15 protein-coding genes and 1 tRNA gene are annotated in these 14,160 nt (G+C 41.5%); 15 read left to right on the top strand and 1 reads right to left on the bottom strand.

Annotated features, from left to right (window positions below):
* Window positions 1–255: 255 nt before the first annotated feature.
* The 9 genes from AAGU76_RS15185 (at window position 256) to AAGU76_RS15145 (ending at window position 7,532) form a co-directional block, all read left to right on the top strand.
* Window positions 256–1,275, top strand: coding sequence for an aldo/keto reductase (locus AAGU76_RS15185; RefSeq protein ID WP_342486372.1), 1,020 nt, complete (start codon window positions 256–258; stop codon window positions 1,273–1,275).
* Between the two features lie 152 nt (window positions 1,276–1,427).
* Window positions 1,428–2,591 (top strand): dicarboxylate/amino acid:cation symporter, encoded by a 1,164-nt coding sequence (locus AAGU76_RS15180; protein ID WP_342486371.1) that lies wholly within the window; start codon window positions 1,428–1,430, stop codon window positions 2,589–2,591.
* A 107-nt stretch (window positions 2,592–2,698) separates the two neighbouring features.
* A complete protein-coding gene (sdaAB, locus tag AAGU76_RS15175; RefSeq protein ID WP_342486370.1) occupies window positions 2,699–3,382 on the top strand; it encodes an L-serine ammonia-lyase, iron-sulfur-dependent subunit beta in 684 nt (227 codons plus the stop codon).
* Complete coding sequence (sdaAA, locus tag AAGU76_RS15170) at window positions 3,382–4,257, top strand: L-serine ammonia-lyase, iron-sulfur-dependent, subunit alpha (protein WP_342486369.1); 876 nt, start codon at window positions 3,382–3,384, stop codon at window positions 4,255–4,257. Before sdaAB ends, sdaAA begins: the two co-directional genes overlap by 1 nt.
* A 161-nt stretch (window positions 4,258–4,418) precedes the next feature.
* Window positions 4,419–4,504 (top strand) — tRNA-Ser (locus tag AAGU76_RS15165).
* Between the two features lie 191 nt (window positions 4,505–4,695).
* The gene (locus AAGU76_RS15160; RefSeq protein ID WP_342486368.1) at window positions 4,696–5,124 is read left to right on the top strand and encodes a DUF1893 domain-containing protein; all 429 of its coding nucleotides are present in this window, start codon (window positions 4,696–4,698) and stop codon (window positions 5,122–5,124) included.
* A 1-nt stretch (window position 5,125) separates the two neighbouring features.
* Window positions 5,126–5,554 (top strand): DUF3842 family protein, encoded by a 429-nt coding sequence (locus tag AAGU76_RS15155; RefSeq protein WP_342486367.1) that lies wholly within the window; start codon window positions 5,126–5,128, stop codon window positions 5,552–5,554.
* Window positions 5,555–5,630: 76 nt separating this feature from the next.
* Window positions 5,631–6,161: an ECF transporter S component gene (locus AAGU76_RS15150; protein ID WP_342486366.1), complete on the top strand. Its 531-nt coding sequence runs from the start codon at window positions 5,631–5,633 to the stop codon at window positions 6,159–6,161.
* A 117-nt stretch (window positions 6,162–6,278) separates the two neighbouring features.
* Window positions 6,279–7,532 carry a hypothetical protein gene (locus tag AAGU76_RS15145; RefSeq protein WP_342486365.1) on the top strand — a complete coding sequence of 418 codons (1,254 nt, stop codon included), beginning with the start codon at window positions 6,279–6,281 and terminating at the stop codon, window positions 7,530–7,532.
* A gap of 125 nt (window positions 7,533–7,657) precedes the next feature.
* Here AAGU76_RS15145 and AAGU76_RS15140 read toward each other — a convergent pair whose 3' ends face one another.
* On the bottom strand, window positions 7,658–9,355 hold the full coding sequence (locus AAGU76_RS15140) for a M3 family oligoendopeptidase (RefSeq protein ID WP_342486364.1): 1,698 nt from the start codon (window positions 9,353–9,355) through the stop codon (window positions 7,658–7,660).
* A 334-nt stretch (window positions 9,356–9,689) separates the two neighbouring features.
* Between AAGU76_RS15140 and AAGU76_RS15135 the strand changes: the two genes are divergently transcribed.
* From AAGU76_RS15135 to AAGU76_RS15110, 6 genes are all read left to right on the top strand, one after another.
* Window positions 9,690–11,240: a glutamate synthase-related protein gene (locus AAGU76_RS15135; RefSeq protein WP_342486363.1), complete on the top strand. Its 1,551-nt coding sequence runs from the start codon at window positions 9,690–9,692 to the stop codon at window positions 11,238–11,240.
* 159 nt (window positions 11,241–11,399) lie between these two features.
* The gene (locus AAGU76_RS15130; protein WP_342486362.1) at window positions 11,400–11,621 is read left to right on the top strand and encodes a DUF5320 domain-containing protein; all 222 of its coding nucleotides are present in this window, start codon (window positions 11,400–11,402) and stop codon (window positions 11,619–11,621) included.
* A 9-nt stretch (window positions 11,622–11,630) separates the two neighbouring features.
* Window positions 11,631–12,002 (top strand): NifB/NifX family molybdenum-iron cluster-binding protein, encoded by a 372-nt coding sequence (locus AAGU76_RS15125; protein ID WP_342486361.1) that lies wholly within the window; start codon window positions 11,631–11,633, stop codon window positions 12,000–12,002.
* A complete protein-coding gene (locus tag AAGU76_RS15120; RefSeq protein ID WP_342486360.1) occupies window positions 11,999–12,853 on the top strand; it encodes an ATP-binding protein in 855 nt (284 codons plus the stop codon). The genes AAGU76_RS15125 and AAGU76_RS15120 overlap by 4 nt, the downstream gene beginning before the upstream one ends.
* Window positions 12,831–13,697, top strand: a complete 867-nt coding sequence (locus AAGU76_RS15115) for an ATP-binding protein (protein WP_342486359.1) — start codon at window positions 12,831–12,833, stop codon at window positions 13,695–13,697. Before AAGU76_RS15120 ends, AAGU76_RS15115 begins: the two co-directional genes overlap by 23 nt.
* Window positions 13,698–13,739: 42 nt before the next feature.
* A complete protein-coding gene (locus AAGU76_RS15110) occupies window positions 13,740–14,096 on the top strand; it encodes a NifB/NifX family molybdenum-iron cluster-binding protein (RefSeq protein WP_342486358.1) in 357 nt (118 codons plus the stop codon).
* Window positions 14,097–14,160 lie beyond the last annotated feature (64 nt).

Raw genomic sequence — 14,160 nt, 5'->3', positions numbered from 1 at the left:
AAACAACATAAATTATTTTTGGAATTTTTTTGAAAACAATGTCGCAATATGTCATGAAAAGAATGAATAATAATCTGTAATATGTCAATAATCATATCAGATAATACTTTTTTTATCTTCTTCCAAATCATAAAAATGTCCGGCAGCTTCTGCCGGATGTTTTGTTTTATCCATAAAATTTGTCATTAGGTTTGACGTCGAAAAGCATCTAATATATAATCATATAATAAGATGAAATAAAACAGAGGTATGGATATGAAGAAAAGAATGTTAGGGAATACGGGAATGGAGGTTTCTGTCATCGGTTTCGGCGGAATCCCCATACAAAGAGTAAATCAGGAAGAAGCTATAAAAATAATTCTGGAGTGCAAAGAAAAAGGAATAAACTTCATTGACACAGCCAGAGGATACACGGTCAGTGAGGAATACATCGGTAATGCCCTTAAGGCTGCCGGCCGGGAGAATTTCTACATTGCCACTAAGGCAATGGCGTATGACTATGAAAATATGAATAAGTCCATTGAATTAAGCCTCAATACTATGCAGCTGGATTATATAGACCTGTACCAGGTTCACAATGTCAGCAAAATGGAGCAGCTGGAAACGGTTCTTTCAGAAAACGGGGCGTTGAAGGCTCTTGTGGAGGCCAAGGAAAAGGGACTCATAAGACACATAGGAATAACAGGACACATAAGAGAAATACTAATGAAAGCAATAGAGCGCGATGAGTTTGAAACGGTGCAGTTTCCATTCAACCCGGTAGAGTCCCAGGGAACAGATCTTTTCAGAAAAGCCCTGGATAAGGGGATGGGAACAATAGCCATGAAGCCAATAGCAGGGGGAGCATTGACAAATGGAAGACTATCGCTGAAGTACATCATAAACAGCAATTTGGTTACGATCGCCATTCCGGGAATGGATTCAATCATCCAGGTTGCAGAAAATGCAGCCGTAGGAGAATCTGCAGGACCTCTTACCCAGGAGGAAATAGAAGAAATCCAAAAGGAAGTACAATCCCTTGGCAATGAATTCTGCAGAAGATGCGGATACTGCAAGCCGTGCCCCGAGGGAATAGATATACCAAACGTATTTGTATTTGAAGGCTACGCTACAAGGTACAACCTGCCGGAATACGGAAAGACCAGGTATGACTCGCTTCCTGTTAAGGCGGATGCTTGTGTGAGATGCCGCAAATGCGAAAGCAAATGCCCGTATAAGCTTCCGATTGTGGAAAAACTTAAACACGCCGTTGAAACGTTCAAGAACGTTCAATAAATAAAAGTCCAGCCAAAGGCTGGATTTTGTTTTTTAAAATAAAGCTCATGACTCTCTTTAAGTATAATAGATTTCATGATGGATATATTAAGCATATTGCAATCTATGCATAACAATATATTCATTTAAAATAATTGATTAAGGAGAGTCAAATGGCAGATAAGAAATTCAAATTAGGTTTGATTTCAAGAATCATAATAGGCATAATCGTAGGATTGATCCTTGGAAGTATTGCTCCGGACTGGATAAACAGAATATTTGTAACATTCAGTTCAATATTCGGCAACTTCCTGGGCTTCATAATACCGCTTTTGATAGTGGGATTTGTTACCTCAGGAATAGCCGAGCTTGGAACGGGGGCAGGAAGGCTCCTGGGTATAACCGTGGCCATAGCATACGGCTTCACGCTTATTTCCGGATTTGCCGCATACTTCGTGGGTTCGACAATTTTGCCGAATTTTATAACTCCTGATACAGCAAGCGGAATCACTGAATCAAGAGCTGAACTGGAGCCGTTTTTCACTGTGGCCATGCCGGCAATAATGCAGGTTGTTTCAGCCCTCATACTTGCGTTTATTCTGGGTCTTGGAATTTCAGCCACAAACAATGAACCTCTGAGAAAAGCAGCAGACGGATTTCAAAAAATAATCACAAAGGTTATTGAAGGTGTCATTATTCCGCTGCTTCCCGTATACATTGTAGGCGTGTTTGTGAACATGACACACACGGGGCAGGTAGCTACGGTATTTTCGGTGTTCTGGAAGGTATTTTTGATAGTCATAGCAATGCATCTGACAATCATAGTGTTCCAGTTTGCAGTGGGCTGCACAATCAGCAGGAAAAACCTGTTCAAGAGCCTGAGGCTTCAGGTACCGGGATATCTTACGGCGCTGGGTACCCAGTCATCTGCAGCAACAATACCGGTAAACCTTCAATGCTCTGAAAGGATGAACATATCAAAGGGAATAAGAGAATTTGTAATCCCTCTTTGTGCGACCACCCACATGTCGGGCAGCACCATAACGCTGACTACATGCGCCATGTCTGTAATGATGCTTAACGGTTATCCGATTACCTTGAACTTGTTTGCAGGCTTCATAGCAATGCTTGGTATAACCATTGTTGCGGCACCCGGCGTTCCGGGAGGAGCTGTTATGGCATCGCTGGGCCTTCTGGAGCTTATACTGGGATTCACTGAGCCAATGATTGCTCTTATGATTGCCCTTTACATTGCACAGGACAGCTTCGGAACAGCATGCAATGTTTCCGGAGACCAGGCAGTTGCAATGATTGTAGATACTGTAAGCAAGGAATGACGTCGGTATTCCGGCAAATAAGAGTTGGCTTTGCAGAAATAAATAAATTCATGTTGTAAATATATGAAAAAATATATAAAATAAGGTAAAAAGATGAGGAGAAAACTATGCGAGACTATGGAGTTTTTGATATTGTAGGACCCGTGATGATAGGCCCCTCAAGTTCACACACGGCAGGGGCTGCAAGGCTGGCCAAGGTTGCCGGAACAATTGCCGGAAGCAGCATTAAAAAAGTTCAATTTCTGCTTCACGGTTCATTTGCTCAGACATACAAGGGACACGGCACTGACAAGGCCTTGGTGGCAGGAATTTTGAACATGGATCCCTGGGATGAGGACTTGAAACGGTCTTTTGAAATTGCCGGGGAAAAAGGAATAGAAATCGTGTTTATAGAGGCTGATTTAGGAGACGTTCATCCAAACACCGTCAAGTTCATCATAACCAAGGACGACGACAAGGTTACGGAGGTTACAGGTTCATCCATAGGAGGAGGCAACATACTGGTCTTTGACATTGACGGTCAGGCAGTGGAGTTTACAGGCGAAAGGCCGACCCTTCTGACTCAGCACAGAGACCTGCCTGGAGTAATATCGAAAATTTCTGCACTCTTTTACGATGAGAACATGAACATAGGCAACATGAGGGTTTACAGGAAGGGAAAAGGCAAGACTGCCACCATGGCCCTTGAAACCGACAGCATGATTCCTCAGGAAATCATAAACAGTATAAAAGAGATGGAAGAAGTGGAGAACGTCAAATTTATTAACCCCATCCTGGAAGGAGTGCTGTGATGTTTGTTTCAAGCGGAAAAGAATTAATAGACATATGTATGGAAGAAAATATACCCATCTATGAATACACCATAAGGGAAGAAATGGCCAGAAGCGAGATGGACAGGGAAGATGTGATCGAAAAGATGAGAAGCACCCTCCATGTCATGATGAATTCGGCAAGCTACGCTCAGGAAAATCCAATAAAGTCAGTCAGCGGCCTCATTGGTGGAGATGCAAAAAAAATTAAGCAGTATGCAGATTCTCAAAAAACCCTTACGGGAGATTTCATGAACAGGGCCATGGCAAGAGCCATATCATCCTCTGAGGTCAATGCGGCCATGGGGAGGATTGTAGCATGCCCCACGGCAGGGTCCTGCGGAATTTTACCGGCAGTGGTTATTTCAGCAGGAGAAAAGCTTGAAAAAACAGAAGATGAAATAATAAATGCTCTGTTCACAGCCTCCGGAGTGGGAATCATAATTGCGAAAAACGCCACCATGGCAGGAGCTGAAGGAGGGTGTCAGGCTGAATGCGGATCGGCTGCAGCCATGGCATCTGCAGCAGTGGTGGAAATGATGGGCGGCTCCCCGGAACAGGCTCTGGACGCTGGGGCCATCGTACTTAAGAACATACTGGGGCTTATCTGCGACCCTGTTGCAGGACTTGTGGAAGTGCCCTGTGCCAAAAGAAACATAGCAGGAACAGTCAGTGCCCTGACCACAGCCGACCTTGCCATGAGCGGAGTCAAAAGCAAGATTCCTTTTGACGAGGTAGTATGGGCAATGTACAAGGTGGGTAAATCCTTGCCACCTGAGCTCAGGGAAACATCGGCAGGAGGAATTGCAATAACACCAACTGCCTTGAGGTTAAAAAAGGAAATATTCAACGAGTGAAATTCAGCCATCCCGTAAGCGCGAAATGAGATTTTAACTGCTTTCGGGATGGTATTTTGATTGTGGATAAACTTATTATTTTTTTTAATAACTGTTGACAATAAAGTATGTTTTGGATAAACTTATAATGTTCATCAATTCACAGAATGATAATAAACAATGGAAGCGTATCGAAGTGGTCATAACGAGCCGCACTCGAAATGCGGTTGTCCGTCAGGGCACGTGGGTTCGAATCCCACCGCTTCCGCTTATGACCTAACCCAATATGTTCGAGCGTCAGCGAAGAACAGATTGCTGGTAGGTCAAACGCAACGAGTTCCAATTTTATGCGAGCGTCAGCGAGCAGATAAAATTGTGAACGAGACTGCGATATGACGGGTCTAACCCAATATGAGAGGTCAAAAGTATTTGATCTATTTTTTTTAAGGAGCTGATTGGATGAACGACATTGACATAGCCAAGAATTTTCTTAGGAAAGAAAATCTTGCTCTGGCCATAGTCAAGGATGAGAAGCTGGTATTCTCAAGTGTTGAACGAGGAATCAAACCATTGTACACGGCTGTTGAACAGCTTAAAGATGAACTTGAAGGTTCAAGCGTTGCAGACAAGGTAACAGGCAAGGCTGCAGCAATGCTTTGTAAATATGCAAATGTAAAAGCATTAAATACGCGTCTCATTTCAGAAAACGCCATAAACGCGATTAAAGACACAAAAATAATACTTGAGTATGATGAATGTACTCCGTATATTAAAAACCGCGACAACACAGGCATGTGCCCTGTTGAAACAATGGCTGTGAAAACGGACGACATACATGAGCTCATGAAGGGAATATCAAATTTTCTTGAAAGCATAAAGAAGGTTTAAAATGAGAGTAGCCGTAATAGACGGAATGGGCGGTGGAATAGGAGCCCAGGTTGTGGAAAGACTGAAGTCTTTCAACAGCAATGATATTGAAATCATTGCTCTGGGAACGAACTCCCAGGCAACCTCCAACATGATAAGGTCCGGTGCCCATGAAGGTGCAACCGGAGAAAATGCAATAGCATGGAACTGCATGAAGGTGGATGTCATCATCGGGCCTCTGGCCATAATAGCAGCAAATTCCATGATGGGCGAAATAAGCCCGAGAATGTCCGAGGCCATAGCAAGCAGTCCTGCAAGGAAGCTTTTGCTGCCGGTGAGCAAGTGCAACATCGATGTGGTAGGTCTTCAGGACATGCAATTCAAAACAATTTTCAATGAGCTTACCGCATCGTTGAAAAAAATACTGGACGAAAAAAACCATGAAGGTTAACAAAAGTTAATTTCATGGTTTTTTTGTTCCAGATCACACGACATGCATAATCAAATCACACAAATCAGGAGGAAACATGAACAATAGAACAACTACTAAAGAACTGGTATTGAGCGGTCTTTTTCTGGCATCAGGCTTGATACTTCCAATGATATTCCACTCTTTCGGACTTACGGGCCCCATAGCCTTGCCCATGCACATACCTGTGCTTCTTGGAGGCTTCGTACTGTCGCCGGTGCTGGCGCTGTGCCTTGGAATAATTACGCCTCTGGTAAGCAGCTTACTGACGGGAATGCCTGTAATTTTTCCCATGGCTGTAATCATGATGTTTGAACTTGGTACATATGCTCTGACAGCTTCTCTTATGTCAAGAAAGATGAACCTGTCACCGATACTGTCACTGATAGGAGCCATGGCAGCAGGAAGAATAGCAGCAGGCATTGTAGTAGCTTTGCTGGTTGCGTTGTTCGGAGTGCAGATGAACCCTGTCCTTTTTGTAAAGGGAGCAGTGCTGACAGGAATTCCGGGCATAATCATACAGCTTGTATTCATACCTTCACTGGTATATGCGGTTAAAGGCTACCTGAGAAAGTCAGCAAGGGCATAGCTGCAAATTAACTTTTTATGGAAATTTAGAAACTATTTCTTGAAATACATACAACCATTGCCATATAATCAATGAAGTAAGAAACCACTTAAATCAGAATAATCGTAGGAGCAAAACATGAAGATAAGAAAAATTTTGAGAACAATAATTATATTTATCGTTGCCATGGTTTTAATCTGCTTTTTGCTGTCAATAATCTTATCTGCTGTAACCGGCAATTCCGAAGGAATTTTAAAAACAACCCTAAATTATTTGCTCTATATTATAGGATATGGCAGTCTCATGCATGACAGCCTGATAGTACAGGATTTATTTGGGGTTTTTGGAATAGTTACAATCAGTATACTTTCAGCATATACAACAGTCAATTTGTTCTGGCGCGTTGATGATGTGTTGATCAGCAATAACATGATGATATGGAAGAACCCTAAGGGCAAATATTATGCATCTGTGTTAATAGGAAATAAGGGTAAGAATATCTGTAAACTGGAACTATCAATCACAGCTTATGATGAAAGAAAAAATCCTGTTGGAGATTTGGGCAAGGCATTCACGTATCCGTTATTGATAAAAAACGGAATATGGAAAATAAATTTGCCCATAGAAGGTGGTTTTCTGTTTGATGTGTTAAGGACTATGAGGAAAGAAAGAAGAGATTGCAGGCTATATGCCACGTTTGAATATGTTGACAGTGAAACAGGTCAAAGCAGCATAATAGTTAAGGAATACAGCCCTGAGACAATATTTGTTTCAAGTGTAAGAGAAGGCTTTTACAGTTTGGATGCCGATAAAAAATTAAGGTGGAAGCAGTTTAAGAATATAGATAAGCTTTTGCAGGAAGACAATATTTTTAATGACTGGATATGCAGAAATATTGTTTCATTTGATTTGAGCAAGGCTAAGCCAATCAATAAAGAACATATAAAACTTGGCTGTGCCGAAATGGATGGAATGATATGCGTGCTGCAGGCAGACGTGGACTTTGGCAGCACAAACAATCAACCTGACTTTGTCATGGCCCTGCTTGACTTTAACAGTCCGTATCAGGACTGGTCAAGCTACATTTCAAGGGAATCGGATTTTCAGATAGAGGTATCCGGAGATTGCGGCATACCTGAAATTCAGCTGGAGATAAAAGATAGATCTGGCGCAAAACTGGTTGACGAAAAGATTACGGTAACACAAAATGTTGCAATACATTCATTTAAGCTTAATAATAGCACTGAAATTAATCCAGAATGTTTTTCTGAAATAAAAGAAATTTGCTTTACTGCTTTCAATACACCAGGCGACACTGGCAAAGGAAGGTTTAATATACACAGTTGTCAAATCTTAATCGGGGATAAGGAAAAATTCTGCGTTGCGGAATAGAACTGTAGACTATGAAGGTTGGCGAATACATCAATATGTAAATAGAAAATACTCCTCACTAAAAATTAGAAAGGAGTATTTTTTATGTAGGCAGATTATTCAAGTCTGCTGGTGGTTAATCAATCCTAAAGTTTTGTGTCATCCACGGAATCCAGCCAGTTTCTTATTGGTTCAATCACGGCCTCTATGGTTAAGTCCTCAAAGGGGCTGTTTAGATTTCCTTCCTTGAGAAGCTCTAAAAACGGTTTGCTTCCTCCAACCCTGCAAAGATGCAGGTAATCTTCCCACGCTTTTTTTCTGTCTCCCTGGGTGAATTTTATCCAGTACTGAAACGCGCAAACCTGAGCCAGAGTGTAGTCAATGTAATAAAACGGATCACCGAATATGTGTCCCTGTCTGAACCAGTAGCCCCCTTCTTCATAGAAGCTGTTGTCATCGTAGTCAATCCAGGGCAGGTACTTTTTCTCGGTTTCTCTCCACACAGCTCTTCTTTCAGACGGAGTCATGTCAGGATTTTCATAAACCCTGTGCTGGAACTCGTCAACCGTCACGCCGTACGGTATGAAAAGCATGGCACTGGCCAGATGTGAGAACTTGTACTTAAGTTCGTTTTCTTCAAAGAACAGGTTCATCCATGGCCATGTTATGAATTCCATGCTCATGGAGTGTATTTCGCAGGCCTCCAATGTAGGGAATATAAGTTCCGGAAACTCTATGTTCCTGCTTTCGTAAACCTGGAACGCATGACCTGCCTCGTGAGTCAGGGTGTCCACGTCGTCTGATGTTCCGTTGAAGTTTGAAAATATAAACGGAGACTTGAAGTTCTGAATGAACGTGCAGTAACCTCCCGACTGCTTGTTGGGCTTTGTCTCCAGGTCAAACAGGTCTTTTTCAACCATGAAGTTGAAGAACTCTTTGGTTTCGCCAGAAAGCTCAGAATACATCTTTTGAGCCTTTTCAATCATCCAGTCCTTGTCTCCCTTTGGTTTTGCATTTCCTGTGGTAAAATCCAGATCCTTGTCATAGTATTTGAAATCTTCAATTCCAAGCCTTTTTGCCTGGCGTTTTCTAAGCTCAACAGACAGAGGTACGATGTACTTCAATACCTGGTTCCTGTAGCCTTCAATGTCCCTTGAGCTGTATTCGGAACGGTGGAGTCTTATGTAGCCCAGTTCCACAAAGTTTTTGTATCCCAGCTTCACGGCAATCTTGTTTCTGACCTTAACCATTCTGTCATAGATGTCGTCGAACTTCTCTATGTTATCCCTGAAGAATCCGCTGTACTTTTCATATGCTTCCTTTCTTGCCTTTCTGTCTTGTGACTGCATGTACGGCTGCATCTGCGACAGGTTAAGAACCTTGCCGTCATGTTCAATCTTTGCAGAGGAAATGAGTTTGTCGTATTCGCTCTGAAGCTTGTTTTCTTCCTGCAGGTCGGCTATAACCTCATCAGAAAAGGATCTTACTGAGAGCTCAGCCATTGTGAAGTACTGAGGAGGTATTCTTTTCTTCAGCTCATCAACGAACCTTGAACCGGCAAGAGCCTTGTAGTAATCAACCGTAAGTCCTTGAAATATTGGGGAAGACTCATCCATATACTCGTTTTCCTTGTCGTAGAATTCATCCTGTGTATTTATGGAATGCCTTATGGCCACCAGGTTGAACATTGTGTCGATGTTTTTTGACAATGTGTTGATTTCATTTATTATTTCATACTGCTGGTCTGCGCTGTCGGAATTGTTGAATTTTTCTATCAATGCTTTATATTGTGCTCTTACTTCTTCCGCGTCCGGTCTTACATATTCATAATCCTTAAATTTCATATGACCCCTCCTGGCATATATTTACAAATATATATTACCACAGGAATATTATAAAATACATAATTTTTGTAAACATTAATATATTTTTCATTAAAATGCTGACAATTCCTGTATCAGAAACAATGAAACTGCATGAAATTTGTTGTATGCTATTCTGTACATTTAATTATTGACATATGACACAAAAGGGAATAAAATCAAATTAACACCATATGTCAATAATAAAGGTCCTGAATATTGGGTCGCATGATGATGTTGCTGAAAACGTTTTATAAGTCCTTTGAGTATAAACTCAACTGATATCTTAGACTTTGTCTATAAAATGGAGGTATTTATGTCTTACAGTCCTTTGCTGGGAAGTTCCGTTACCAATACCAGAATCAGAACGCCTGAAGATTCATCCCCGTTTTCGGGCATGTGCGCTGCCTGCACATCCAACTGCTATGGTCCATGTGAAATAGGTTTATCGGCCATCAGGGGTTCCGAGGCAATTTATCCCTTTGAAGCAGATGTCAATCAATTTGCTTCAGAAAAGAAATATCCGCTTGACTTTTCGCACTTCAACATTAACGGGAGGGTGTTCGGATCATCAGGCTGTATTGAGGATGCTGAAATTGCATCATTTCCAAATGTAGACATACATATGGAATTTGGAATTGAAAACAAGGTTAAAATGAATGCACCCATAATTCTGCCGGCCATGGCAAAACTTAACTGGAAGGATTACTATGCAGGTGCAGCCTTAGCCGGAGTATTGGTCGTTATCGGTGAAGACGTTGTGGCTAAGGATAAGAATTTGGTTCTTGAAAACGGAAAAGTAACTTCGTCGCCCTTGATCGAGGAAATGGTAGATTCTTTCAGGCAGTACTACAGAGGATGCGGAGACATAATCCTTCAAGCCAATTACGATGATGAGAACCTTGGTGTGCTTGATTATGCCATAACAAAACTGGGCCTTAAGTCTGTAGAGCTCAAGTTCGGACAGGCAGCCAAGGGTATACAGGGAATGGGCAGGGTCAAAAATATAGATGACGCTGTTAAGTTTAAAAATATGGGGTACCTTGTTTTTCCTGATCCAACTGATCCACAGGTTGCCGAAAACTACAGAAACGGTAAGGGCCCCGTATTTGAAAAAGTGGGAAAGCTTCCTGTGTGGAATGAGGAGCTGCTGATCAACCGTGTGTCACAACTTAGAAAACTGGGAGCGGAACATGTGTGCTTTAAAACAGGTCCGTTTGACCCAAGGGATCTGGTTCGCATAATAAAGATTGCTTCCGAGGCAGGTGTCGACCTCATAACATTTGATGGAGCCGGAGGAGGCACAGGAAACAGCCCGGTAAAGATGATGAATGAATGGGGTATCCCGACTGTATATCTGGAAAGCATGCTTCACGACATACTTAAAAAGCTGAAGGAAAAAAGCTGCAGTCTTCCGCAGATTGCCATAGCCGGCGGATTTGCAACGGAGGATCAGATATTCAAGGGATTAGCTCTGGGCGCCCCACATGTAAACTTTGTGGCAGTGGGAAGGGCAGCTATGGCAGCGGCAATGGCCGGAAAAAAAGTCGAAGAACTGATCGATTCCGAAAACATACCAAAAGAATACAGGCGCTTTGGAAGCACCAAGAAGGAAATATTTGCTGATATCAGGGAGCTTAAGCTTTATTATGAAAATGCGGAACATATATCAGCAGGAGCAGTAGGAGTTTATTCCTACATCAACAGAGTTTCTGCCGGAATCAGGCAGCTGATGGCACTGAACAGAAAGTTCAAACTGGAATGCATAGACAGAAGCGACATAGTCCCCATGACTGAGCTGGCAGCGCAAATTTCAGGGCTTGACACATACGATGATATTTTGGTAAGGGAATTAAAGAATCTTTAATCCACAGTCCATATAATTAAAAATGCTTAATGACAATCATTTGTTTTCATTAAGCATTTTTTATTGAAGAAAAAGAAATGAAATAATTATTGACATATGTCAATAAAGATATATAATAAAAATATAAATGACATATGTCAATAAAAAGGAGGTAACAAAATGTCAGGAAGAAACGGAACAGGTCCTATGGGTATGGGATCCAGTACAGGAAGAGGACTTGGCAGAGGTCGCGGCAGGTGCTTTGCTGCTTATGGATACAATTTCAGAAACCGAAGGGAGATTCTTGAAGAACAGATGGAATACCTGAAGGTTCAGATGGATGCAGTCAGCAAGGAACTGGACAACATGACGGATGATTCCGGGAAAACAATATACGAATAGGAGGCAGTTATGAGAATAGCTATTCCAGCTGAAGATAAAAACATGAGTGCCCAGGTTTACCAATCATTTGGCAGGGCGCCGTATTTTCTTCTCTATAACTCAATAACAAAGGAAACAACTTTTTTAGATAACAGTGCTGTCGTAAGTCAGGGAGGAGCAGGAATAAGAGCTGCACAAGTCATAGCTGACAATGGAACCCAGGTTCTTATCACTCCCCGCTGCGGCGAAAATGCCGAAAAAGTGCTGAGAAATGCGGAAGTCTTGGTATATAAAGCTGTGGAAGGTACATTAAAACACAATATTAATGAATATTTTGCAGAAAAGCTTAACTTGCTTGATGAATTCCATGAAGGATTTCACAGTCATGGAGGAGAAAAATGAAAATAGCTGTGTTAAGCGGTAAGGGAGGAACAGGCAAGACCCTTGTATCGGTTAATCTGGCTGCAGCAGCTGAAAAATCAACATATTTAGACTGCGATGTGGAAGAACCAAACGGACATTTATTTTTTAAACCTCATGACATTGAAACAAAAGAAATAACAATAAAAATTCCAAAAGTTGATGATAAAAAGTGCAGCGGATGCCGTAAATGCATGGAATTTTGCAAGTTTAACGCTATGGCATACATTAATAAAAAAGTTATCGTTTTTGACGAGGTTTGCCATTCATGCGGCGGATGTTCACTTTTGTGTTCTGAAAAAGCCATAAACGAAGTTGAAAAGACTATAGGTAATGTTCAAAAAGGTGTTTCACAACATGTCAAGGTAGCTACAGGCATATTAAATACAGGTGAAGCTTCGGGAATACCCATAATAAAAGAACTTTTAGGCAGCACTGAAGAAAATGAGTTGACGTTTATTGATTGCCCTCCAGGCAGTGCGTGCATTGTCATGGAAAGCATCAAGGATGCGGATTACTGCATATTGGTGGCAGAACCCACACTGTTTGGCGTGCACAATTTCAACATGGTTTACAATCTGGTAAAGCTATTTAACAAACCCTTTGGTGCTGTGCTGAACAAGTGTCTTGACGGAGAAAATCCTGCTGTAAAGTACTGTCTTGACAGAAATATTAAAATATTGGGCAAAATACCATTTGACAATGAACTTGGCAAAATCAATTCCAGCGCGTTGATTTCCGCGTGGTCAACAGAAAAGTACAGAAATCTTTTTGCATCACTGCTTTGTTCTGTCATGGAGGAGGTTAGCAATGAAACAACTGTTAATTCTTAGCGGCAAGGGAGGAACAGGGAAAACAACTGTTGCCAGTGCTTTTATCAAGTTAACAGATGTTCGCGCCTACGCTGACTGTGATGTTGATGCTCCAAACCTGCACCTAGTAATGAACAACAAGGCAGTGCCAAAGATATCTGATTACTATGGGTTGCCGAAGGCTGAGATAAATCAGGATCTATGCATACAGTGCGGTACATGTCTCAAAAATTGCCGATTTGATGCCATCAAATGTGACAGCTTAAAAAACAAATATGAAATAGACCCTTATGCATGCGAGGGATGCGGTGTATGTGAAGAATTTTGCCCTGTGGATGCAGTGAACTTGAATCCCAATGTTGCCGGAAAACTTATGCTTTATGTAGGCGATAAAACGTTCTCAACAGCAGAGCTTAAAATGGGAAGCGGCACATCAGGAATGCTTGTAACCGAGGTCAAAAAGCAGCTTAGGACTGCTGAAGATGCTCAGCTTGCAATCATAGACGGATCTCCCGGAATAGGATGTCCTGTGATTGCCTCAATAAGCGGTGCAAATATGGTTTTAATAGTTGCAGAACCGTCAATATCAGGTATCAGCGATATGGAACGCATAATAAATACTGCAAATAAGTTTCACGCAAAAATTGCAGTCTGCGTGAATAAGTATGATACAAACATTGAGAATACAGAAAAAATCGAGTCGTTTTGCAAAAATAACAGCATACCGTTTGCGGGAAGAATTCCGTTTGACCCTAGCGCTGTAAAAGCTATCAACAATGGTCAAAGTATTGCTGACATGAATTGTCCTTCGGGAAATGCCGCAAAGGATGTATTTGAAAAAACCATGAAAATTTTATATGATTAGGAAAGTTTGGGAAAAGTTTTGAATAATAAAGGAGAATGTAAAATGAAAATAGCAGTAGCAAGTGAAAAAGGAATGGTAACTGAACATTTTGGGCATTGTGAAGGTTTCTGTATTTTTGAAAGTGATTGTAATAAGATAGTGAAAAGCAATGTTGTAGCAAATCCCGGACATAAACCTGGGTTTTTACCAAACTTCTTAAATGATATGGGAGTAAATGTTATAATATCAGGCGGAATGGGCGGCGGAGCTATAGATATATTTAATGAAAAAGGCATAGAAGTGGTTACCGGTGCAAGAGGAGATGCAAAAGCTTCCGCAGAACAATATCTGTCAGGAACACTTAAATCAACTGGGTCTGTTTGTCACGAGCATCAGCATCATGATGAATGTGGCAATTAGATATAACTTTCCTAAACCAAGTATGGAAGATCGTGGCAGGCTATTATTAGCCTGCCATGTTGCA

The organism is Sedimentibacter sp., assembly GCF_038562225.1.
In the GTDB taxonomy this organism is placed as follows: Bacteria; Bacillota; Clostridia; order Tissierellales; family Sedimentibacteraceae; genus Sedimentibacter.
This window is presented reverse-complemented; position numbering and strand designations above follow the sequence as displayed.